This window comes from Actinoplanes campanulatus, from assembly GCF_014647795.1.
Classification (GTDB): domain Bacteria; phylum Actinomycetota; class Actinomycetes; order Mycobacteriales; family Micromonosporaceae; genus Actinoplanes; species Actinoplanes campanulatus.
Map to the genome: position 1 here is coordinate 141,967 of NZ_BMPW01000021.1, position 21,782 is coordinate 163,748.

Annotated in this window: 22 protein-coding genes and 2 riboswitches; of the genes, 14 read left to right on the forward strand and 8 right to left on the reverse strand. The window is 70.3% G+C overall.

The features are described 5' to 3' along the window. The first annotated feature begins 359 nt into the window (after nucleotides 1–359). The 4 genes from IEZ13_RS34825 (at nucleotide 360) to IEZ13_RS34840 (ending at nucleotide 5,393) form a co-directional block, all read left to right on the forward strand. Nucleotides 360–1,640 carry an ABC transporter ATP-binding protein gene (locus IEZ13_RS34825; RefSeq protein ID WP_183225312.1) on the forward strand — a complete coding sequence of 427 codons (1,281 nt, stop codon included), beginning with the start codon at nucleotides 360–362 and terminating at the stop codon, nucleotides 1,638–1,640. A gap of 105 nt (nucleotides 1,641–1,745) precedes the next feature. Next, nucleotides 1,746–2,180, forward strand: coding sequence for an ATP-binding protein (locus tag IEZ13_RS34830; protein WP_229795404.1), 435 nt, complete (start codon nucleotides 1,746–1,748; stop codon nucleotides 2,178–2,180). A gap of 91 nt (nucleotides 2,181–2,271) precedes the next feature. After that, on the forward strand, nucleotides 2,272–3,006 hold the full coding sequence (locus IEZ13_RS34835) for a beta-phosphoglucomutase family hydrolase (protein WP_183225310.1): 735 nt from the start codon (nucleotides 2,272–2,274) through the stop codon (nucleotides 3,004–3,006). 23 nt (nucleotides 3,007–3,029) lie between these two features. Continuing rightward, on the forward strand, nucleotides 3,030–5,393 hold the full coding sequence (locus tag IEZ13_RS34840) for a glycoside hydrolase family 65 protein (RefSeq protein ID WP_183225309.1): 2,364 nt from the start codon (nucleotides 3,030–3,032) through the stop codon (nucleotides 5,391–5,393). Nucleotides 5,394–5,447: 54 nt separating this feature from the next. Here IEZ13_RS34840 and IEZ13_RS34845 read toward each other — a convergent pair whose 3' ends face one another. Continuing rightward, entirely contained in the window at nucleotides 5,448–6,464 is a 1,017-nt protein-coding gene (locus tag IEZ13_RS34845; protein WP_183225308.1) for a coiled-coil domain-containing protein, read from the reverse strand. A gap of 4 nt (nucleotides 6,465–6,468) precedes the next feature. Beyond that, nucleotides 6,469–6,603, reverse strand: a riboswitch (cyclic di-AMP (ydaO/yuaA leader). Nucleotides 6,604–6,810: 207 nt separating this feature from the next. Then, a riboswitch (cyclic di-AMP (ydaO/yuaA leader) is annotated at nucleotides 6,811–7,026 on the forward strand. 37 nt (nucleotides 7,027–7,063) lie between these two features. Here IEZ13_RS34845 and IEZ13_RS34850 point away from each other — a divergent pair. Further along, entirely contained in the window at nucleotides 7,064–8,059 is a 996-nt protein-coding gene (locus IEZ13_RS34850; RefSeq protein WP_229795406.1) for a coiled-coil domain-containing protein, read from the forward strand. 21 nt (nucleotides 8,060–8,080) lie between these two features. Here the strand turns inward: IEZ13_RS34850 and IEZ13_RS34855 are convergent, their stop codons facing one another. Then, nucleotides 8,081–8,851: an ABC transporter ATP-binding protein gene (locus tag IEZ13_RS34855; protein ID WP_183225306.1), complete on the reverse strand. Its 771-nt coding sequence runs from the start codon at nucleotides 8,849–8,851 to the stop codon at nucleotides 8,081–8,083. Continuing rightward, nucleotides 8,844–9,740: an ABC transporter permease gene (locus IEZ13_RS34860; RefSeq protein ID WP_183225305.1), complete on the reverse strand. Its 897-nt coding sequence runs from the start codon at nucleotides 9,738–9,740 to the stop codon at nucleotides 8,844–8,846. The genes IEZ13_RS34855 and IEZ13_RS34860 overlap by 8 nt, the downstream gene beginning before the upstream one ends. Before the next feature lie 223 nt (nucleotides 9,741–9,963). Here IEZ13_RS34860 and IEZ13_RS34865 point away from each other — a divergent pair, with 223 nt between their 5' ends. From IEZ13_RS34865 to IEZ13_RS34885, 5 genes are all read left to right on the forward strand, one after another. Next, nucleotides 9,964–10,527 carry a TetR/AcrR family transcriptional regulator gene (locus IEZ13_RS34865; protein ID WP_183225304.1) on the forward strand — a complete coding sequence of 188 codons (564 nt, stop codon included), beginning with the start codon at nucleotides 9,964–9,966 and terminating at the stop codon, nucleotides 10,525–10,527. A 119-nt stretch (nucleotides 10,528–10,646) separates the two neighbouring features. Then, nucleotides 10,647–11,009, forward strand: coding sequence for an Atu4866 domain-containing protein (locus IEZ13_RS34870; protein WP_183225303.1), 363 nt, complete (start codon nucleotides 10,647–10,649; stop codon nucleotides 11,007–11,009). Between the two features lie 42 nt (nucleotides 11,010–11,051). Continuing rightward, nucleotides 11,052–11,678 (forward strand): nicotinamide riboside transporter PnuC, encoded by a 627-nt coding sequence (pnuC, locus tag IEZ13_RS34875; protein ID WP_183225302.1) that lies wholly within the window; start codon nucleotides 11,052–11,054, stop codon nucleotides 11,676–11,678. Next, entirely contained in the window at nucleotides 11,675–12,772 is a 1,098-nt protein-coding gene (locus tag IEZ13_RS34880) for an AAA family ATPase (protein ID WP_183225301.1), read from the forward strand. The genes pnuC and IEZ13_RS34880 overlap by 4 nt, the downstream gene beginning before the upstream one ends. Nucleotides 12,773–12,797: 25 nt before the next feature. Continuing rightward, on the forward strand, nucleotides 12,798–13,358 hold the full coding sequence (locus IEZ13_RS34885) for a hypothetical protein (protein WP_183225300.1): 561 nt from the start codon (nucleotides 12,798–12,800) through the stop codon (nucleotides 13,356–13,358). Between the two features lie 6 nt (nucleotides 13,359–13,364). Here IEZ13_RS34885 and IEZ13_RS34890 read toward each other — a convergent pair whose 3' ends face one another. Next, entirely contained in the window at nucleotides 13,365–13,817 is a 453-nt protein-coding gene (locus tag IEZ13_RS34890; protein ID WP_183225299.1) for a cysteine dioxygenase, read from the reverse strand. 359 nt (nucleotides 13,818–14,176) lie between these two features. Here IEZ13_RS34890 and IEZ13_RS34895 point away from each other — a divergent pair, with 359 nt between their 5' ends. The 4 genes from IEZ13_RS34895 to IEZ13_RS34910 all read left to right on the forward strand — a co-directional run bounded on the left by IEZ13_RS34895 (nucleotide 14,177) and on the right by IEZ13_RS34910 (nucleotide 17,770). Continuing rightward, nucleotides 14,177–15,253 (forward strand): neprosin family prolyl endopeptidase, encoded by a 1,077-nt coding sequence (locus IEZ13_RS34895; RefSeq protein WP_229795408.1) that lies wholly within the window; start codon nucleotides 14,177–14,179, stop codon nucleotides 15,251–15,253. Nucleotides 15,254–15,351: 98 nt separating this feature from the next. Further along, entirely contained in the window at nucleotides 15,352–15,921 is a 570-nt protein-coding gene (locus tag IEZ13_RS34900) for a sigma-70 family RNA polymerase sigma factor (protein ID WP_229795410.1), read from the forward strand. Next, nucleotides 15,918–16,640, forward strand: a complete 723-nt coding sequence (locus tag IEZ13_RS34905) for an anti-sigma factor family protein (protein ID WP_183225296.1) — start codon at nucleotides 15,918–15,920, stop codon at nucleotides 16,638–16,640. Before IEZ13_RS34900 ends, IEZ13_RS34905 begins: the two co-directional genes overlap by 4 nt. Nucleotides 16,641–16,756: 116 nt before the next feature. Next, nucleotides 16,757–17,770, forward strand: coding sequence for an NADPH:quinone reductase (locus tag IEZ13_RS34910; RefSeq protein WP_183225295.1), 1,014 nt, complete (start codon nucleotides 16,757–16,759; stop codon nucleotides 17,768–17,770). On the opposite strand, the gene IEZ13_RS34915 is transcribed toward IEZ13_RS34910, so the two are convergent. From IEZ13_RS34915 to IEZ13_RS34930, 4 genes are read right to left on the reverse strand one after another with little or no spacing between them, the layout of a single operon-like run. Then, nucleotides 17,748–18,755, reverse strand: coding sequence for a PseG/SpsG family protein (locus tag IEZ13_RS34915; RefSeq protein ID WP_183225294.1), 1,008 nt, complete (start codon nucleotides 18,753–18,755; stop codon nucleotides 17,748–17,750). The genes IEZ13_RS34910 and IEZ13_RS34915 overlap by 23 nt on opposite strands. Further along, entirely contained in the window at nucleotides 18,752–19,477 is a 726-nt protein-coding gene (locus IEZ13_RS34920; RefSeq protein WP_183225293.1) for a cytidylyltransferase domain-containing protein, read from the reverse strand. Before IEZ13_RS34920 ends, IEZ13_RS34915 begins: the two co-directional genes overlap by 4 nt. Then, nucleotides 19,474–20,973, reverse strand: coding sequence for a hypothetical protein (locus IEZ13_RS34925; protein ID WP_183225292.1), 1,500 nt, complete (start codon nucleotides 20,971–20,973; stop codon nucleotides 19,474–19,476). Before IEZ13_RS34925 ends, IEZ13_RS34920 begins: the two co-directional genes overlap by 4 nt. Continuing rightward, nucleotides 20,970–21,779, reverse strand: coding sequence for a hypothetical protein (locus IEZ13_RS34930; protein WP_183225291.1), 810 nt, complete (start codon nucleotides 21,777–21,779; stop codon nucleotides 20,970–20,972). The genes IEZ13_RS34925 and IEZ13_RS34930 overlap by 4 nt, the downstream gene beginning before the upstream one ends. Nucleotides 21,780–21,782 lie beyond the last annotated feature (3 nt).

Here is a 21,782-nt window from a genome sequence, read left to right on the forward strand (position 1 = left end):
CAACCCCGTTACGCCGATCTTGGACGCTTCGCCACCGCCCGCGGTGGCGAAGCGTCCAAGATCGGTGCGTTGGGTGGGGCATGCCGGCGGGCGCGGCACGGGCTTGAGTGGCAATTGATCGCGGGGCTTGGCGGGGCGAGAAAGTGCTTTTGTGGGCTTGTGTCGCGTACCGATGAAAAATGTTTTTCTGTGCACGTGCACATGAGAGAGGCGAAAAGGTCTGATCTCTGTAATCGATTGATCACTATGTGCAAATGGCACTTTCGCCCGATGGCGAAGCATCGAAGCCACTCGCAGAGTCAGTACCCGATCGCCGACCGTCGTGGGATCGGGATCACAGTCGATGCGGGAGGTTGACGGTGTCCACCGTCGCGCTGAAAGAGGTCACCAAGATCTGGCCAGACGGCACCACTGCCGTCGACAACGTCAGCCTGGATGTGCAGGACGGCGAGTTCATGGTCCTGCTCGGGCCTTCGGGCTGCGGAAAGTCGACCGTGCTGCGGATGATCGCCGGGTTGGAGGATCCCACGCAGGGGGACATTCTCCTGAACGGCGAGCCCGTTCTGGAGCTGCCGCCGCGGGACCGCAGCATCGCGATGGTGTTTCAGGATTTCGCGCTCTATCCGCACATGACCGTCTCGGAGAACATCGGTTTCCCGCTGAAGCTGTCCGGTATCGAGCCGACACCGAGGCAGGAGCGGGTGGACGCGATCGCCGGCGCGCTCGGCATCGGCGAGGTCCTGGCGCGGCGGCCGAGTCAGCTCTCCGGCGGTCAGCGGCAGCGGGTCGCGATGGGCCGCGCCATGGTGCGTCGACCAGGCATCTTCCTGATGGACGAGCCATTGTCCAACCTTGACAGTGGACTCCGCGCCGAGTTGCGCGCCGAGATCACGAGCATGACTCGTGAGCTGGGTGTGACGACCATGTACGTGACCCACGACCAGGCCGAGGCGCTGACCATGGCGGACCGCGTCGCGATCATGCGCAAGGGCGTGCTCCAGGACGTCGGCACGCCGACCGAGGTCTACCGGCGCCCGGCCACCCTGTACGTCGCCGCCTTCCTGGGCTCGCCCAAGATGAACCTGCTCGAGGCCGCGGTCTACGTGCACCTGGACCAGTACATCGCGCTGAGCTTCGGCGAGCAGACGCTCTACATGCCGTGGAACGACCCACGCGCCCGGGCGGTGGCCCGCTACCACGGCGAGCGGATCGTGGTCGGCATCCGGGCCGAGGCGCTCACCCCGGTCACGCCGGACACGCAGGGGCCCGTCTTCCAGGGCCGGATCCGCTTCCTGGAGCACCACGGGCACGAGTCGCTGGCATACCTGGACATCGGCGCCACGGCGATCGTGGTGGACGAGATGAGCGGCCCGGTGACCGAGACCCGGAGCGTCGGTGGCGGGTTCCGGAAGGCGCTGCAACGTCTGGCCGGCCAGACGCCGGAGCCGGTGGCCCCGCAGGGCCGTGTCGGTGTGCTGAGCGAGGTGGGCAAGCATCACCGCAAGCCGGCCGAGCTGGCGGTGCGCCTGGCGCCGTACCCGGCGATCGGTCCCGGTCATCCGCTGGCCGTGTCGGTGCGGATGGACGCCGTGCACTTCTTCGACGAGCGGGGTGACCGGATCGATGTCGGCTGGCGCTGACCGGGGGTCCCGCGCCACTTCCGGGCGCGTCCACGGATGCCTCCCGCTACCGGTCGGCCACAGCGCGTAGGCTGCTGCACGGTGGAGGAAAGGAACGGCCAAGGCGTGCGCGCGGCTTCCGGCCCCTCGCGGGCGTGGCCGGTGCTGCTGGACCGTGCCTTCGGCCGGGACGACATCACGATCCTGCGGCATGAGATCACCCGGTTGCTGGGCGTCGCCGGGCTCGCCGGTGACCGCCTGGACGGGTTCGTGCTGGCCGTCAACGAAGTGATCACCAACGTGGTGCTGCACGCGGGTGGGCGGGGCCGGGTCGTGCTGCGGATCGACGGCGGCTCGGTGTGGTGCGTGGTGGACGACGCCGGCCCGGGCATCCCGAGCGCCTTTCTGGACCGCGTGCGCACGCCGGAGACGTTCGAGGTCGGCGGCCGGGGTCTCTGGCTGGCTCATCAGCTCTGTGACGAGGTCACGACGGCCACCGGGCCGATCGGTACCTCGATCGGCCTACGTATCGGTCTGGATGTCGTGCCGGATCCCCGGTGAAACAGCAGGTTGAACGCCTTGTGAAACATCGTGGAAATGTGAAGACGCCCTTCCGCGCTCCTCGTGGATCGCGTCCGGCTACATTGGGCGCGTGCTCGGACTTCCTTCACAGGTGACCGCTTGCCTTTTCGATCTTGACGGCGTGCTGACGCAGACCGCGCTCGTGCACAGCGCCGCATGGAAACAAACGTTCGATACGTTCCTGGAATCGTGGGCGGAAAGACATGATCAACTTTTCGTCCCATTCGATTCCGGCGTCGACTATCACCGTTATGTCGACGGCCGTCAGCGTGCCGACGGTGTCCGGACGTTCCTGGCGTCCCGGGGCATCACCCTGCCCGAGGGCGACCCGGACGACACCCCCGATCGGGAGACCGTCAACGGCATCGGCAATCGCAAGAACGTGCTCGTGCTACAGAAGATCAAAGAAGGCGCCGTCCAGGTCTACCCCGGATCGGTGGAGTACCTGAGGGCCGCCAGGGCCGCCGGTCTACGCCGTGCGGTCGTGTCGGCGAGCGCCAACTGCAAGGACGTCCTGGAGGCGGCCGGGATCGCCGACCTCCTGGAGGCCCGCGTGGACGGCGTCGTCGCGCGTGAGCTGGGTCTGCCCGGCAAGCCCGCGCCGGATACCTTCCTCAAGGGCGCCGAGCTGCTCGGCCTCGACCCGGCGAGCTGTGCCGTGTTCGAGGACGCCCAGGCGGGCGTGGCCGCCGGCCGGGCCGGTGGCTTCGGCATCGTGATCGGCGTGGACCGGGTGGGCCAGGCTGACGCGCTGCGCGAACACGGCGCCGACATCGTGGTGCAAGATCTCAAAGACCTCCTCTGAAATCAGTTACGAGAGGCACGACCGTGATCCGTGAACGGGCTTATCCCGTCGACCCTTGGCACATCCGGGAGACCCGGCTCGACCTGGACCTGATGGCCCAGTCCGAGTCGGTATTCGCTCTCTCGAACGGCCACATCGGGATACGCGGAAACCTGGACGAGGGCGAGCCGCACGGTCTGCCGGGCAGCTATCTGAACTCGTTCTATGAGCTGCGGCCGCTGCCGCACGCCGAGGCGGGGTACGGTTTTCCCGAGTCCGGCCAGACCATGGTCAACGTCACCAACGCCAAGCTGATGCGCCTGCTCGTCAACGACGAGCCGTTCGACGTCCGGTACGGCGAGTTGCGCTCCCACGAGCGCTGCCTCGACCTGCGGGCGGGCCTGCTGGAACGGTGCGTCGAGTGGGTGTCCCCGTCCGGCCAGGGTGTCCGGGTGCGGACCGTCCGGCTGGTCTCGTTCACCCAGCGCGCGGTCGTGGCCTTCCTGTACGAGGTGGAGCCCCTGGAGACCTCGGCCCGGCTGATCCTGCAATCCGAGCTGGTGGCGAACGAGCAGTTGCCGCCGATGAGCAAGGACCCCCGGGTGGCCGCCGTGCTGGACCGCCCGCTGCTGGCCGAGGAGATGATGGAGCAGCCCGCCGGCGGCATCCTGATCCACCGCACGAAGGCCAGTGACCTGCGGATGGCCGCGGCCATGGAGCACCTGGTCGAGACCCCGGGCCGGCACGCCATCACCACCGAGGGCCACCCGGACTGGCTGCGCACCACGGTCGCCTGCCGTCTGGAGCCCGGGCAGAAGCTGCGGGTGGTCAAGCTGGCGGCGTACGGGTGGTCCAGCATGCGCTCGCTGCCCGCCCTGCGCGACCAGGTCGGGGCGGCCCTGGCCAGCGCCCGGCTGGACGGCTGGGAGGGTCTGGTCCAGCAGCAGCAGGACTACCTGGACGCGTTCTGGGACCACTCGGACGTCAAGGTCGAGGGCGACCCGGAGGTGCAGCAGGCGGTTCGGTTCGGCCTCTTCCACACGCTCCAGGCCGGCGCCCGGGCGGAGAAGCGGCCGATCGGCTCCAAGGGCCTGACCGGCCCCGGCTACGACGGCCACACGTTCTGGGACGCCGAGACGTTCGTGCTGCCGGCGCTCACCTACACCCAGCCCTCCGCGGCGGCCGACGTGCTGCGCTGGCGGCACTCGACGCTGGATCTGGCCCGGGAGCGGGCGCAGACGCTGGGCCTGTCGGGGGCGGCCTTTCCGTGGCGGACCATTCGCGGCCAGGAGTGCTCGGGCTACTGGCCGGCCGGCACCGCCGGCTTCCACATCGCCGCCGACATCGCCGACGCGGTCCGCCGCTACGTGCAGGCCACCGGGGACTTCGACTTCGAGCGTGAGGTCGGCCTGGAGCTGCTCGTGGAGACGGCGCGGCTGTGGCGGTCGCTGGGCCACCACGACCGGCACGGGCGGTTCCACATCGACGGCGTCACCGGGCCGGACGAGTACACCGCCGTGGTGAACGACAACATCTACACCAACCTGATGGCGCAGCAGAACCTGATGGCCGCCGTCGACGCCTGCCAGCGGCACCCGGACCTGGCCCGCGGTCTCGGGGTCAACGACGAGGAGGCGGCCTCCTGGCGGGACGCGGCGGCGGCCGTGCACATCCCCTACGACAAGGAGCTGGGCGTCCACCAGCAGTGCGAGGGCTTCACCCGGCTCCAGGAGTGGGACTTCGAGGGCACGCCGCCGGAGGGCTACCCGCTGCTGCTCAACTTCCCGTACTTCGACCTGTACCGCAAGCAGGTGGTCAAGCAGGCCGACCTGGTGATGGCGATGTACATCCGGGGCGACGCGTTCACCCCGGAGGAGAAGGCGCGCAACTTCGCGTACTACGACGCCCGTACCGTCCGGGACTCGTCGCTGTCGGCCTGCATCCAGGCGGTCATGGCGGCCGAGACCGGGCATCTCGAGCTGGCGCACGACTACCTGGGCGAGGCCGCCCTGATGGACCTGCACGACCTGCACCAGAACGCGCGGGACGGCGTGCACGTGGCGTCCCTGGCCGGCTCCTGGATCGCGTTGGTCGCCGGCCTCGGCGGCATGCGGGACTTCAACGGCCAGCTGAGCTTCGCGCCGCGGCTGCCCAGCCGGATCAACAATCTGGAGTTCTCGCTGCTCTGGCGGGGTCTGCGGCTGCGCGTCAACGTGACCTCCGACGAGGTGACCTACTCGCTGCGCAACGGTGGCGGGCAGGCCCGGCTCACCCTGGTCCACCACGGCAAGGAACTCGAGGTGACCCAGGTGCGACCGGTCACCATGCCGATCCCGGCCGCGGTGCCGCCGGGCCCGGCGCCGACCCAGCCGCACGGCCGCGCTCCGGTCCGGCGCGCGGTGCACTGAGCACATGAGAACGGCCCCCGTCCGGATGGGCGGGGGCCGTTCTCATGAGGTCCGTCAGAGCATCGAGACGTGTACGTGGTCGGTGTGGTCACTGACCCCGTGGTAGGTCTTCCAGCCCGATGCCGGGAACCAGATCATCTTGTTCCAGATCACGTAGTAGATGCCGAGCTCGTCGGCGTTACGGACCAGGAACGCCATCAGGTTGTTGCCGTACCTGAATTCCTTGTCGGTGTCGTAGACCGAGAATCCGCTCTTCTGCAACGACCAGTCGCAGGCACGGCCCTTGGGGTGTTCGAAGGGCCCGCCGTCGCGGTGGCAGCCGACGAACATGTTGAAGCCGGCCTTCTTGGTCTCTTTGTACATGTGCAGCGTGCGCTTGGTGATGCAGCCGCCGGTGGTCGGGTCGTCCTCGGTGCAGCCCTCCGAGGAGAAACCGCCGGAGGAGTTCCGCGGCGCCGGGTCGGCCTCCGGCGAGTCCGCCACCACGAGGCCCTTGGTCACCGACTTGCCGCCGACCAGTTGGAACGCCTTGTCGGCCGCGTCCTTCTGCTTCTTCATCACGGCGGCGTTCTGCTGCTGCGCCTTGACCTCGGCATCCAGCTTCGCCTTGCTCTCCGAGATCTCGGTGATCGCCACGTTGAGCTCGTGCAGCTTGGCGTCGTGCAGCTTGTTGATCTCTTCGAGGGAGACCGCCTTGGTCAGGAAGTCGCCCGAGTCCTGGGACCTGAGAAGGAAGCCCATGGCGCTCAGGTTGCCGGTCATGTACTGCTGCTTGGCGATCTGGTCGACCTCGGGGATCAGTGCGTCCCGCCGGCCCTCCGCCGCCTTGATCTGCGTGGCCAGTTTGGCCTGCGTCTTGGTGGACTGCGTCACCGCGGACTTCGCGGAGGCGTAGCGCCGGTTGGTCGACTCGATCACGTCGTTGAGAGTTGCGTCCTCGTCCTCCTCCTGTGCGGAGGATGAGGAGCCGCCTGGCTCGGCCGCGGCCGGAGTCGCGGGCGCCATGAACATCAGGGCGCTCACCAGCGGCGCCAGGGCAAGTATCAGCCACCGGCGGGGACTTGCTGCCATCAACAGTTCCTTCCGTGACACCGCCGACCGAGTTAGCTGACGGGTTCGGGACGGAAGCAATCCCTACCGCAAACTGCGGATACACCCCAGTGAACCTGGTTCCCCGGCTCGTCTTGCGACGATTGGGCGGCGGCCTGCCGGCAACTCGGGGGCGGTGCCGTCCTGGCAGGACCGGCGGCCAGTTTACCCGAGATATCGCCGTGGATCAGACCCCAGGAACCGCGAAAAGAGTTACCTCGCAAACACATTCCGTAATTGCAATCACCTGTCGTGTCGGGGCAATTGCGGTGCGTACGAGAACTGTCGATCTGTCGATCGAGTCGGTATGGTCGGTGCGGTTCCCGCGCGGGGGCCGCCGCCTAATCGCCGTGAATGGCGAGCCGGGGAACCAATGTGCGACTTATTCGCGACGGTGAGGGCCACCGTTGTCGGCCTACGGCGAGCGAGGCTCGAGGTAGGTCGCGAATAAGCCGCATCCCGGGGTGAATCCGCTACTCGCGGTAGGGATTTCCTTCGTCCCGAACCCGTCAGCTAACCCGGCCGGCGGCCGACGGAAGGAAATGCCTGTGCAGCAGAACACTGCGCGGCGATTAGCGGCGTTGCTGGCGCTGCTCGTCGCCGCGTGCGGACTGGCCGTCGTCGCGTCGCCGGCCAGCGCGGCCCCCCGGCTGCTCGCCGCCCCCGGAGACACCGGGGACGACGGTGAGGGCGGATCGAAGTCCCTCATCGAACAACTCGAGAAGGCCTCCAGCGGCTACATCGAGGCCAAGAAGAAGCTGAAGACCTCCAAGGAGCAGCAGACCAAGCTGACCTCGGAGCTCAAGCGCCTGGACACCGAGCTCGGGCCACAGCAGGAGCAACTCGACCTGATCGCCACGCAGGCGTACACCGCGGGCCGGGCCGGGCCGATGTCAGCCGTGCTCGCCGCCGATTCGGCCGAGGGCTTCCTGGGCCGGGCCGAGACCCTGGCCATCGTCGCGGCCGACCAGAGCCGGGCGATCCAGGGCCTGAAGACCACCCGCGACGACCGCCAGAAGGCCAAGGACTCCATCGACATCGCGATCAAGGACCAGCAGAAGCAGGTCACCGTGATGGCGAAGCAGAAGGCCAAGGCCGAGGCGGCGCTCAAGGCGGCGAACCAGGGCTCGGACGCCTCGTCCTCCTCCGACGGCGGCGGCAGTGCCGACGCGGAGCCGGGCCCGGGCGGGTCGAGCTGCAACCAGGACGACCCGACCGGCACCGGCGGCTGCATCACCGCGACCCTGCTGCATGCCTACAAGCAGGCCCGGGCGGACGGCTTCACCCGGTTCACCAAGTGCTGGCGTACGCAGAACAGCGGCGAGCACCCCAAGGGCCGGGCCTGCGACTTCTCCGCCGAGAAGGGCACCTTCGGCGGGGACGCCACGGGAGCCGACAAGACGTACGGCGACAACCTGGCGAACTACTTCATCAACAACGCGGACGACCTGGACGTCCTGTACGTGATCTGGTACCGCCGGATCTGGCTGCCGAGCAGTGGCTGGAAGTCGTACAGCGGGGCGGGCGGCGACCCGTCCAGCGACCACACCAACCACGTGCACCTGTCGGTCAACTGAACCACCGGGGGAGTGCGGGGCCTACCTGCGGGCGAAGGCCTCGTACTCCTTCATCACCTCGTCGGTCGGGCCGTCGGCGCGGATCGTGCCGGCCTCCAGCCAGATGCACCGCTCACAGGTGTCCCGGATCGACTGCTCGCTGTGGCTCACCAGGAACACCGTGCCGGCCTGGGCGCGCAGCTCCCGGACCCGGGCCTCGCTGCGCCTGCGGAACTTGGCGTCACCGGTGGCCAGCGCCTCGTCGATCAGGAGCACGTCGTGCTGCTTGGCGGCCGCGATCGAGAAGCGCAGCCGGGCCGACATGCCCGAGGAGTACGTCCGCATCGGCAGGGTGGAGAAGTCGCCCTTGTCGTTGATGCCGGAGAACTCGATGATCTCGTCCTTCTTCGCCCGCACCTCGGCCGGCGACATGCCCATCGCGAGGCAGCCCAGCTCGACGTTGCGGTCGCCGGGCAGCTCGTTCATCAGTGCCGCGTTCACACCCAGCAGGGACGGCTGGCCGGAGGCGTAGATCGCGCCCCGGGAGACCGGCAGCAGACCGGCCACCGCGCGCAGAAGGGTCGACTTGCCCGAGCCGTTGGTGCCGATCAGGCCGATCGCCTCGCCCTTGTAGGCCACGAAGCTGACACCCTTGACCGCGTGCACCTCACGGATGTTCGAGTTCTTGCTCCGGGTGGCCAGGCGTTTGAAGCTGGCCAGCGGGCTGGAACTGGACGCACCGGCCTGGTGGACCTTGTAGATGATGTGGGCCTCGTCGGCGATGACGGTGGGAACCCGCTCGTTGTCAGCCACGGCCGTAGCCCTTCTCTCCGCGCCAGAAGTAAACGAAGCCGCCGATGCCGACGACCACGGTCCAGACGACCGCCTCGATCCACAGCACGGCCGGGGAGTTCGCCAGGGTCGCTTCCTTGAGCAACGCGTGGCGCATCAGCTCGATGTAGACCAGCAGCGGGTTGGCCTCGACCACCTGGAGCTGCCAGCCGCTCAGCAGGTCCTGGAACTTCGTCACCGGGTAGAGGACAGCCGATCCGTACAGCCAGAACCGCATGATGAACGGGATCAGCTGCTTGACGTCGCGCACCTTGGAGCCGTAGCGGGCCATGAACAGGCCCAGGCCGACGTTGAAGAACGACTGCAGGATCAGGGCCGGCACCACGATCAGCCACTCGACGGTGATCGGCTCGCCGGTGATCAGCACGATGCCCATCAGGACGAACACCGCCACCACGAAGTTGCGGATCTCCACCAGAGAGGCGGAGAGCGGCAGGCTGGCCCGGGGGAAGTGCAGCGCGCGGATCAGCCCCAGGTTGCCGGTGATCGCGTTCGTCCCGGTCTGCACCACCGACTGGGTGAACTGGAACACGAAAACACCGATGCAGAGGTACGCGATGAAGTTCGGCATCTCCTCGTGGCCACCGAGGACCAGGCCGAAGATGACGTAGTAGACAGCCGCGTTGATGATCGGGGTGAGCACCTGCCACACCGCGCCGAGCTTGGTGTTGCCCAGTGCGGACGTCATCTTCGCGCTGGAGTGGGCCCGGATGAAGTGCCGGTACTCCCACAGCTGCCGGGTGTAGTCCGGAAGGCTCGGAAGCCGCCCGGACGCGCTCAGGCCGTGGCGCCGGGCCAGCTCCTTGGGGGAGAGGCCGGCGTCGGTCTCGGCGACCGCCGTCTCTGGCATGGGGTGGTGCTCCGATCTGGTCGGCCCGAAGGGCGCGGCGGGATCCGATGCCTGGTGCGAGGTCACAGCATGCAGCATGACAGGCCCCCGCCGATGCCGATGGAACGGGTTCGTATCGACGTGGATGTGACGGTAGCTGACCAAACGGCGGAACGCAACCGTTACGTCGTAGCGCTATAGTGACCGTGTGGCGACAATCAAGCGCGCACCAGCCGGAGCGGCGGTGCTCCGAGGCGATATCACCGTGGCGATCCGAAACGCCGTCATGAGTGAGCTGGCGGAGGTCGGTTACGGCCGGTTGTCCATCGAGGCGGTGGCCCGCCGTGCCGGGGTCGGCAAGACGGCGATCTACCGTCGATGGAGCAACAAGCTCGAAATGGTAATGGAGATAATCTCGGATGTCGCGGAGCGGAAAGTTCCACTTCCCGACACCGGCAGTTTCTCCGGTGACCTCCAGCTCCTCCTGATGATCGTGAGCACGGCTCTCCAGCACCGGATCGCGTCCCAGATCATCCCTGACCTGATGGCTGAGGCGGCCCGCAACCCGCAGATCGCCGAGACCCTGCAACGGGCTCTCCGGACCCACCAGCAGGCCGTCGGCGAGAAGCTGATCGGGCAGGCGGTGACCCGCGGCGAGCTGCCCGAGGGCACCGATCCGGAGGTGGCCGTGGACATGATCCTCGGCCCGCTCTACTGGCGGCTGGCCGTGGCCCGGCAGCCGATCGGAGAGGACTACCTGGAGAAGTTCACGGTGGCGGTGACCGCGGCGTTGCGCGCCACCGGCTGACCGGCAACCGAACGCGCACCGGACCGCTCCCGTTTGCAACTCAGCTAATCCAGCGTCGCGGGCCGGGAGTGCCGACCGTTAGGGCCGACCCCGACCCGACACCCCCGGAGCCGCTGATCGTGACCCCTGTCTGTGATTCCCGTGTCGACTTCACCGTCCTCGACGCCACCTCGCTGCTGGCCATCGCGCTCGGGGGCTCGCCGGGCCCGTACTCCGGGTCCGGCGGCCCCCGGCCCCCGCTGGCGATCAGCGACGCCGTGGTGGGCTCGTGGCACAGCGCCGACGGCGTGGTCCGGCTGAGCCTGCGGACCGACGGGACGTACGCCGGTGAGGTGGCCGGCCGGCGACGGCCGGCCCGCGGCACCTACCGGATCGAGGGCGGGTCGGTGCTGCTCCGGGACGACTCCGGCCTGCAGACCGCGGTCGCCGTCCAGGACGGTGAGCTGGAGATGGCCGGCCACCGCCTGCGTCCCGCCGGATAACCCGGTTCCCTCCCCGGGCGTACGGCGGTGATGCTGTCCCCCATGATCGATTGGTTGAACAGTCCGGCGCTGGTGGCGTTCGGCGTGCCGACGTCCTGGGCCGAGGTGCTCGGGTTCCTGACCGGGCTCGTGAACGTCGGCCTCCTGGTCCGCCGGCACATCCTCAACTGGCCGCTCGGCATCCTCAACGTGCTCCTGCTGATGGTCGTCTTCTGGTCGGCGGGCCTGTACGCCGACGCCACCCTCCAGATCGTCTACGTGATCCTCGGCTGCTACGGCTGGTGGGCCTGGCTGTACGGCGGCCAGAACCGGTCCGCCCTGGAGGTCCGCTCCACGACCCGTCCCGAGTGGACCGGCCTGATCGTGGCCGGGGTGCTGCTCACCGCCGGCCTCTGGCTCTTCCTGGACCGGCTCACCGGCTCCACGGTCCCGCTGGCCGACGGGCTCACCACGGCGCTGTCCCTGCTGGCCACCTACGGCCAGACCCGCAAGCTGGTGGAGAGCTGGTGGATCTGGATCGCCGCCGACCTGATCTACATCCCGCTCTACGTGTACAAGGATCTCCGGCTCACCGCGATCCTGTACGTGGCCTTCCTGCTCCTGTGCGTGCTGGGCCTGCGTTCGTGGCGGGTGGCGCTGCGGGCACGGCCCGGGGCGGTTCCGGCATGAGGTACCGGCACGGGCTGATCGTCGGGAAGTTCTATCCGCCGCACGAGGGCCACCACGCGCTGATCGACGCCGCGGCCGCCGCCTGCGAACGGGTCACCGTGGTGGTGGCGCCCTCCTCGGCGGAGAGTATCCCGCTGGCCGATCGGCTGGCGTGGCTGCGCGCCGAGCACGGCCCGAACGTCCGGTTCGCCGGGGTGCACGACGACCACCCGATCGACTACGCCGACCCGGCGGTGTGGGAGCTGCACATGGCGGTCTTCCGGGCGGCGGCCGGCGTCGACCGGGTGGACGCGGTGTTCTCCTCCGAGGCGTACGGGGTCGAGCTGGCCCGCCGCTTCCACGCCGAGCCGGTCCTGCTCGACCCGGACCGGCTCCGCGTGCCGGTCTCCGGTACGGCGATCCGCGCCGACCCGGCCGCGCACTGGGACCGGCTGCGGGCCGGTGCCCGGGGTCACCTGGCCCGGCGGGTGATCGTGGTGGGCGCCGAGTCGACCGGCACCACCACCATGGCCCGTGCGCTGGCCCGGCACTACCGGACCCGCGGCGGTGTCTGGGCGGGCACCCGCTGGGTGCCCGAGTTCGGCCGGGAGCTCACCGAGCGCAAGCTCGCCGAGCTGCGGGCGGACCGGCCGGAGGCCACCGTCTTCGACGTGAACTGGGACCGGGCGGACTTCGTGACGGTCGCGGTCGAGCAGAGCGCGGACGAGGACGCGGCCGCCCATGCCGGCTCACCGGTGATCTTCGGTGACACGGACGCCTTCGCCACCACGGTCTGGGAGGAGCGCTATCTGGGCAGCGCCTCGCCCGCGGTGTGCGAGCTGGTCCGGGCGCCGGACCTCTACCTGCTGACCGACTGCGCGGACGTGCCGTTCGAGGACGACGGGTTGCGTGACGGCGAACACCTGCGGCAGTGGATGACCGGGCGGTTCCGGGCCGGGCTGGCGGCCGGCGGCACGCCGTGGGTGGAGCTGACCGGGCCGTACGGGCGACGCCTGCGCACCGCGATCCGGGCCGTCGACGACCTGCTCGCCGAGGGCTGGCGATTCGCCGAGCCGCTGCGCCCTAAAACCCCGGTGGCCGCCGCCGATCAGTAGGTGACCCCGATCGGAAGGACGGCACGTGCGGCACACCAGGATCGCGATCGCGCTGGCGGCGACGTCGCTCACGCTCGGCGGCTGCGCCGCGTTGGGCCTCGGCGACCGCACCGCGACGACCGAGGGCGCCGCGCGGGACGGCGAGTCCTGGCTGCTCGTGCAGCAGGGGCAGGCGACCCCGTCCCCGTCGGTCACGATGGGCGCCCCCAGCCCGACACCGGAGGTCTCGCTCTCCGTGCCCACCCCCGACCCGAGGTGTACGAAGCTCTGGCCGCGGACCGACCCGGCGCTGATCCCGGTCCGGGTGACCCCGGGCGCCGGCTCGCTCAAGGTCGACTGGCCGACCCAGTTCAACTCGAACTACCGGGTGGCGGCCGTGCCGCAGAAGCTGGTGAAAGGCCCACAGCCGCAACCGGTGTGGCAGGAGGTGGCGCCGGGCAGCGGGTGCGCGATGAGCACCACGGTCACCGGGCTGACCCCGGGCGCCGCCTACATCGTCTGGCTGGACGCGCCGAACACCGGCCATCGGTTGGACGGCACCCGGAACCTGTACAGCGGCCGCTCCGGCGTGGTCTACCCGGAGTAGCCGGGCTCACCACTCGGCGCCGGCCCGCTCCACGGTCAGGACCTCCAGGCCGTCCGGCCCGAGCCGGTACTTGGTCATGCTGGTCAGCGCCGGACCGTAGACGTGCACGCTGACCGCAGGCCGGATGCCGTTGTTGACGATCCGGTGGATGTGGTGGCCGCCGAACCGGCGGCCCACGCCCTCACCCAGCTCCCGGGAGACGATCCGGGGCCGGCCGCCGGCCGTCGACACGGTGTCCTCGGTGAGATCGCCGCTGTGCACGAAGAACGCGCCGGACGAGCCACCGTGGTCGTGGATCTCGGTGGCCTGTCCGGGCAGCCAGGTGAGCAACCAGACCTCGTGACCGTCGGCCACCGCGAGCCGGTGGTACCAGCGGTCCACCGGATTGAAGCGGGGCGCGACGGCCCAGTCGTGTGCGGTGGCGGAGTACCACTGCGCGATGGCGAGATGGTCGGACACGGCAGCCTCCCGGCAGGCATACAAAACCTATAGACCAGATAGGTTTTATCACATGATCGTCACCCGTGTGGGGCGAATCCGCCGGAGGCTTCGGCCTCGAAAGAGGCTTGGCGAGGTATGCCTCTTTCGAGGCGTGGTGCGAAAAACAGCGTTGAGCGACCATGTCGCCACGCTGTGTCGAGATTTTTGGGTGGTCTGTCACCAGATCGGCCTACCCCGATCGGCCGTTTCGACAGAATCCGCTGCTCAGGCGGTCCCTGCCCAATCGAGATGGCTATATGGTGACCAGCGCCGCCGAGAACCGGTCGCCGGAGGCCGCCGCACCCCGCCTCCGATGCCCCCACACCGAGGACGGACACGTGTCGAAGTCACGCCGCGGGCTGTTCGCCGCCGGCCTAACCGCAGCCGTGGTCGGCTCCATCGGAGTCGTCTCAACCCTCAACGCGGGTGCGGAGCAGATCCCGGAGAGAACTGTCCCCGCGGTTGCGCCGGCCGACCCCGGTCCGGCGGAGGGTGGCGAGCCGCCGGTCGAGGCCCCGCCGACGAAGCTGCCCTGGGGTCAGCGGCCCCAGGAGATCCAGACCGGGCGCGACGGCGCCAGCAGCGGCGCGCTGAAGGCCGCCGGGCTGGACGCGGCCGCGCCCGACGCGAGCGGCGAGGAGGCCGAGGAGGAGTACGCGCCGAAGGGCCGTTCCACGCGTTCCGGGGTGCTCAAGAAGGAGACGACCACGGTCGTGCCGCCGGAGCCGCCGAGCCCCACCCCGACCGCCGCCGCGGCCAGGCCGACCGTCCACTTCCTCTACAACGTCGGGTCGCAGGCCGCGGTCTCCGACGGGGCGTACGCGAACCTGACGATCAGCCGGCCGGTCCTGGCCCGATCCGACTACCACACGCTGGCCGAGCTGGCCGTGCAGTCCGCCGACGGCGCCCAGATCGTCGAGGTCGGCTGGAACGTGGACCGTGTGGTCAACGGCGACGACGATCCCCACCTGTTCGTCTACCACTGGGTGGACCGGAAGCCGACCTGCTACAACGGCTGCGGTTTCGTGCAGTACAGCGACAACATCCGGCCCGGTGACACGCTGCCGCAGGACATCACGAAGCGGTTCGGCATCCAGTACTTCAACGGGGCCTGGTGGATCGCCTACGACACCGAGTGGGTGGGCTACTTCCCGGAGTGGCTGTGGCCGACCGTGAAATTCTCCAAGACCGGCCTGGTCCAGGTCTTCGGTGAGGTGGCCGCGGCCACCGCCACCCCCTGCACCCAGATGGGCAACGGCAGGGACGGCAACGACACGACGGCCGCCCGGGTCGGCAGCCTGACCTACCTCAACGGGCCCGCGGCGGAGATGCACATCCGCAGCACCAGCGACCTCTACACGGTCACCAAGTTGAGCGCCCGGACCTTCCGGTACGGCGGCCCCGGATCCTGCTGACCTGAATCCCCAGACTCGATGCCCGGCCCCTGGAGGGTGCCGGGCATCGGTGTTTTCCGGTTTTCCGGGGCGGTCCTTGAACCGGTCCACATGCCACGATGTACATCGAGGTGGCCGGGCCGAACCCGAGGGGAGAGCTGGCGCCGATGAAGCGACGGGTGAACCCCGACGAGCAACTGATGACCGCGCTCTACACCGAACACTATGCCGTCCTGATCAACTTCGTCTCCCGGTACGTGAACGACCGGCACAAGGCGGAGGACCTGGTTCAGGAGACACTTCTGCGAGCCTGGAAGCACATCGACCACCTCGACCCGGAACCGGGGCGGACCAGGTCGTACCTGCTCACCATCGCCCGCAACGTGGTGACCAACGCCTGGCGGGCCGAACAGCGCCGGCCAAAGCTGGTCGCCGACGAGAACGCGGTCAACTCGGTGCCGTCGGCGGACAATGTCGATCAGATGGTGGAAGGCTGGTTGGTGGCGGAGGCTCTGGAACGCCTCTCGCCGGAACACCGGGCGGTCATCCAGGCGATGTATTACGAGGGGCAGAGCGTGGCGGACGCGGCGCGGAAGCTGTCGGTGCCGGAGGGCACCGTCAAATCCCGGGCCTACTACGCCGTCCGCGCACTGCGAACCGTCTTCGAGGAGATGGGGATGTTGCGATGAGCGATCTTGACGAGCACGGCGCTCTGCATCGTCTGCTGGGCGGATATCTCCTGGGCGGCCTGGACGAGGCGGACACCGACCGGCTCGACGAACATCTGCACGACTGCGCGGAGTGCCGGGCCGAACTCGACCGGCTCTCCCCCGTACCGGAAATGCTGCAGAGTCTGCCGGACGCGCGGCACCTGGGTGGCGGCGCGGCGCTCGCGGTCTCACCGGCCGCCCGGCCGAGCCCGCAGAACATCGAGAACCTGCTCAGCCGGATGCGGCAGCAGAAGTTCAAGCAGACCCGGGTGAACCGGGTGCGGTGGCTGGCCGCCGCCTCGGTCACGCTCATCGCGGCCGCCGCGATCGGCTACGGGATCATGACGAACACCGGCGAGGGCACCCCGGGAGGTCCGGAGGCGCTGCCCAGCGTGCAGTTGATCAGCGCGCGGTTCCAGCCGGCGCCGGGCAGCGGGCTCACCGGCCAGGCGTCGATCACCCCGAAGAAGTGGGGTGTCGAAGTGGGGCTGGACGTGAGCCGGATATCCGGGAACGGTCCCTTCCTGTGCCTGGTGCGCACCAAGGGCGGCGCCACCGAGCAGGCCGCCGCCTGGGGCGACACGCTGGACGGCGAGGCGAAGCTGACCGGGGCCAGTTCGGTGAAGGCGGCCGAGGTCGACGCCATCCTGATCACCGACCGCGAGGGGAAGGTGCTGGGCACGGCGACGGTGGCCTGAAAGCGGTTGCCGGGATGGGTCGAAGGAGAGTCATGAAACCCCGTCCCGGCGATCACCGCCCACTACTCCTGTTCGGCAACCGAGATGGATCACTGAGCGCGAATAGGGTGAGAGACATGCGTGCCGCCGTCTTCCCCGAAACTGGCCCCGCTTCCGTCCTCCGACTCGTCGACCGTGGTCTGCCGCTGGCCGCCGCCGGGGAGGTCCGCGTCCGGATCGTTCTCTCCGCGGTGAACCCCACCGACACCGGCACCCGGGCCGGTCGTGGCGTGCCGGACGGGGTGGCCCCACCCCGGGTGCCGAACCAGGACGGGGCCGGTGTGGTCGACGCCCTCGGCGAGGGCGTCTCCGATCTTGAGCCGGGCGACCGGGTGTGGGTGTGGGACGCCGGGTTCGGCCGCGCGAACGGCACCGCCCAGGAGTACGTGGTACTGCCCCGTCACCAGGTGGTCCGGATGAACGACGACATCCCGTTCGAGGTCGGCGCCGACCTGGGCATTCCGGCGCTCACCGCGCACCGCTGCCTCACCCTGGCCACCGACGGCCCGGCCCGGCTGGTCCCGGGCGCGCTGGACGGCCGGACCGTGCTGGTCGCCGGTGGCGCGGGCGCGGTCGGCAACGCGGCCATCCAGCTCGCCAAGTGGGCCGGCGCCACCGTGCTGACCACGGTCAGCACGAAGGAGAAGGCGGCCCTCGCGCTCGCCGCCGGCGCCGACGCGGTGATCGACTACCGGGAGGAGGACGTCGCGGCCCGGGTCCGGGAGCTGAGCCCGGGCGGCCCGAACGTGATCGTCGAGGTGAACACCGCGAACCTCGACCTCGACCTGGACGTGATCGCCCCGGGCGGCAACATCGCCATCTACGTGGGCGGGAAGTTCAGCGTGCCCAGCTTCAAGGCGATGCTGAAGAACGTCAGCCTCGACTTCGTGCTCACCTACACGACCACACCCGAGCAGAAGGCGAACGCGGTGGCGGCGGTCGCCGAGGCGGCCAACACGGGCGCCTTCCGGGTCGGCGAGGAGGCCGGGCTGCCGATCATCCGGTTCCCGCTGGACCGGGTCGCCGAGGCGCACGAGGCCGTCGAGAACCATGCCGTCGGCAAGGTCGTCATCGAGGTGACCGCTCCCTGAGCAGGCTGTCCGCCACCCGTTCGACACCCCGGCCGTCCACCGCGGCCCATCCGCGGACGGCCAGGGCGGTCCGATCGCCCGGGTTCAGTAGCAGCCGGCGCAGCGTGGTCACCGCCTCCCCGCCCAGCTCCCCGAGACGTCCCAGGCCGGCCGCGTAGCCACGGGCGACGGTCCGTTCGTACCCCCGTTTCTGGTTGTCGACGACCCAGACCAGCGCGGCGGCCCGGCCCAGGCACAGCAGCTCCCACGTCGACGTGCCGCTCGCGCTGACCACCAGATCGGCGTCGGCGAGCAGTTCGGGCAGGCGGTCGGTCGGTTCGATGACGTGCAGGGTCTGGCCCTCGCCGGGCGGGACCGCGAGCAGTTCGGTGCGCAGTCCGTCGTCGGCGGCGACGACGGTGGCGTCGAAGGGCGCCGCGGTCCAGGCGAGCAGTCGCGCCACCTGCGGCGCGGCACGGTAGGCGTCGGTTCCGCCGAAGAACGCGACAACCTTGGGCGTACGGGCATTCGAGTGCACCGGCGCAGAAGAGGGCCGCAACCGCCGCACCGAGGCACGCAGCAGCGCATGGTCCAGCCCGGCTAGCCGGACGTCCCCGATGTCGAGGGCGGCGTCCAGGTTCTGGTCGACGTAGATGTCCGCGTCCTGGCCGCGCGGGTCACCGTCCACGATGGCCAGCACGGTCCGGCCGGTGCCGCGGACCGCCCGGCTGTGCGACGGCGGCAGCGTGTAGGAGTCCACCACCAGCGCGTCCAGGTTCAGCCGTTCGGCCGCCGCGACCAGTCCCACCTCGTCGTAGGGCGCCGGATGCCAGGGCAGCCCGCGCTGGTCGAGCTGCGCGGCGGCCCACTCCAGCCCGCCCAGGTCGCTGAGGAAGTGCACGTCCACCCCGCGGGCGGTCAGCTCCTCGGCGAGCGCCACGCACCGCACCAGGTGGCCCACCCCGGTACGCGGTCCGGCGTCACACCGGATCCCCACGGAGATCATGCCTGCTCGAGCTCCTTCTGCCGGATGTGCGCGTTCAGTTCGGCCAGCTCGGGGCGGCCGCCCAGCCAGCCGGCGATGGCGGCGACCGGGACCGGGGCGTCGCCGAAGTGGCCGACGATCGCCTCGATCAGCCGCCAGTCGTCCTCGGTGTCCAGGGTGAGCCGCAGGTGCGACAGGTCCGGCAGCACGGTCAGGCCGATCACGTCGAACTCGGCGGGGTGGGTGTAGACGTACGACGTCACGTGGGTGCGGTGATGGTCGTACGCCAGCTTGTCGATCTCCTTGAGGACCGCCGCCCGGACCACCTCGACGTCCAGGCCGCGCGGCAGGGTCCGGGTGATCGACGTGGTCAGGTAGTCCGCCCCGGCCGCCTCGAACACCCGGTACGCCCGGGCGACCAGCCGCGGGTCGAGCAGCGGGCAGTCCGCGGTGAACCGCATGACGTGCTCGGCCGACCGGGTCTCCAGCACGCCGAGGAAACGGGTGAGCACGTCGTCGACCGGTCCGCGGTAGCAGTCCACCCCGATCGCCGCGCACTCGGCGGCGACCGCGTCGTCGTCCGGCTCGACCGTGGTCGCCACGACGAAGTCGTCCAGGACGCCGCTCTCCCGGGCGGCGCGGATCACCCGGTCGAGGACGGTCCGGCCACCGAGGTGGCGCAGCACCTTGCCGGGCAGCCGGGTGGAGCCCATCCGGGCCTGAATGATGCCGAGCGTCGTCATTTCCTGCCTCTGTTCCGGATCCGGTTGCGGGCCGCCCGGGCGATGCCGAGGCCCGCCTTGGCGGCGCGATATCCCAGGGAGCCGCTGAACGCGGCGATCTGCACCTTGGCGCGGCCCAGTTCGGCCTCGCGTTTGCCGAGCTCCACCTCGTAGAACCGGACGCGGTCCTCGGCGTCGGCCAGCCGGCGGCGCACCGCGTCGAGCTGCTCCTCGTGCCGCCGCCGGATGTCCGGCAGTTCGTCGCCGGCCGTGGGCGCCGGTGTCGGCGCGGTGGTCAGCCCGGCCGCCCCGGCGAGCACGTCGGTGAGCCGGGCGACGTCGGTGACCCCCGGCCACGGGTGGTGGTAGCCGCCGGTGGCCAGCGTGTGTGCGAAGCGGGCCAGCGCGTCCGCCCGGTCCGGTGCCGACGGGTCCAGCCGGGCGTACCGGTCGCCGTCCACCAGCACGTTCCCGGCCGGCACGTTCGGCAGTTCGGTCATCCAGCCGGTGAGCAGCCGGCGCAGGCCCGGCAGGTCGTGCCCGAGCGCGGCGGTGAGCAGCCGCTCCTCCAGCAGCCGGCCGGACGGCAGCGGCCCGGTCAGTTCCCCGGGGCCCTGCACGGCCCGGCGCGACCAGGTGCCGTCCGGGCTCTTCACCAGCTCGGTGACCGCGCCGCCCGGGCCGGCGATCAGTGCCGGCGGGAGCGGGACGGCCTGGCCCGGGCGGGTGGCGAGCTGGGCGACGGCCAGCCAGGCGGGCGCCAGCTCGGCGCCGAGGCCGCGGCGCACGGCCGCGGCGGCCAGCCGGCGGGGATCGCTCAGGACGGACCTTTCCCGGTACGCCGGAGCGGCCGCCGCCGAAGCCAGTGCGGCCAGCGCGTCCAGCGGCCCGTACCGGAGGGTCTCCGGGGTGGCCAGCAGGGCCGGGTGTTCGGGCAGCGGCCAGACGGCGGCCAGCGCGGCGACCGGCAGTCCCTCGGCGCCGAGTGCGGCGGCGAGCCGGTCCGGACGGCCGGGCGCGCTGCCGAACTCGCCGAGCGGAGACCAGGCGTCCCCGGCCCGGGCCGCCGTCGGGGTGCCCGGATCGACCAGGCGGTGCACGCCCAGCTCGTTCTCCACGGCGAGCAGCAGCGTGCCGCCGGGACGCAACGCCCGCTTGAGCACCCGGACCGATTCCACCCAGTCCAGCGGCGGGCCCTCCGGCGAGTGGAGGCGGCCCGTGCCGTCCAGGGCGATCACCGCGTCGTACCGGTCGGTGTCGGCGAGCTTGGACAGCGTGCCGCAGAGCACCCGTACGTCGCGGACGTCCACCCGCTCGGCGTCCGGCCGGGAGCGCAGCAGCAGGGTGACCTCGCGACGGTCGGCCACCGCCCGGACCAGCGCCCCGGAGTGCGGGCCGGCGATCAGCACCCGGATGCCGGTGGGCAGGCGGTCGATCAGCCGCCGGTAGAGCGGGCCGCCGGCCGGTGGGCGCTGCTCGGCGTACTCCGGCATCTCGCCGCCGATCAGGGTGATCACGACGGCCAGCCCAGGATCGCGCGCAGCTCGGCCGGCGACGCCAGGTGACCGTCCCCGAGCTCGGCCAGCGCGACGGCCCGGGCCCGGTCCGGGTCCGGCCCGGTCCCGTGCAGCTCCGGCCACTCCCGGCGGATCCGCTCGGCGGTCGGGGTGTCCTCCCCGGCCAGGTGCATCGGGTCGCCGTAGACGGCCGGGGCGCACCCGGCCACGGCGCCGTAGAGGATCGCGGTGCTCAGCCGGTTCGACGCCACCCGGCGGTGCCGGCGCAGCTCGGCGAGTTGCTTGTGGAGGAAGCGGGCGTCGGTCTGCCGCCGCATGTAGCCGCGGTAGCCGTGGCAGACGACCCGGCCGGCGTGCTCGTAGGCGGCCCGGATCCGGTCGTCGCGGTACTCGTTCCAGTACAGGCAGAACGTGACCGGGCCGGCCTCGGTCGCGGTGATCTCGTCGATCAGGCGCAGGTGGTCGCCGCTGACCTGCTGGCCCTCCCATCCGTGGAACGGGTACCAGATCGTGCCCTCGCGCTCGCCCTCGTCCGCCCTGTCCGATTCGGATCGGAGCAGATAGAGGAACGGGGCGCCGGTCACGGTGGCCAGCGGGCGGCCCATCGACCAGGCCCGGCGGCGGGTCCGTTCGGACCACACGAAGATCGGTGAGCCGGGCGCGTACGGCGTGCCCCCGCCCAGCCCGTCCAGCACGTTCCAGCCGTGCTGGAGGTAGCCCTCGATCCGGGGCGGATCGTCCGGGTCCAGCCCGCAGTACCCGGCGAGCACCTGGGCGTGCCCGTAGTAGTGGTTCCCGTGGTGCACCCG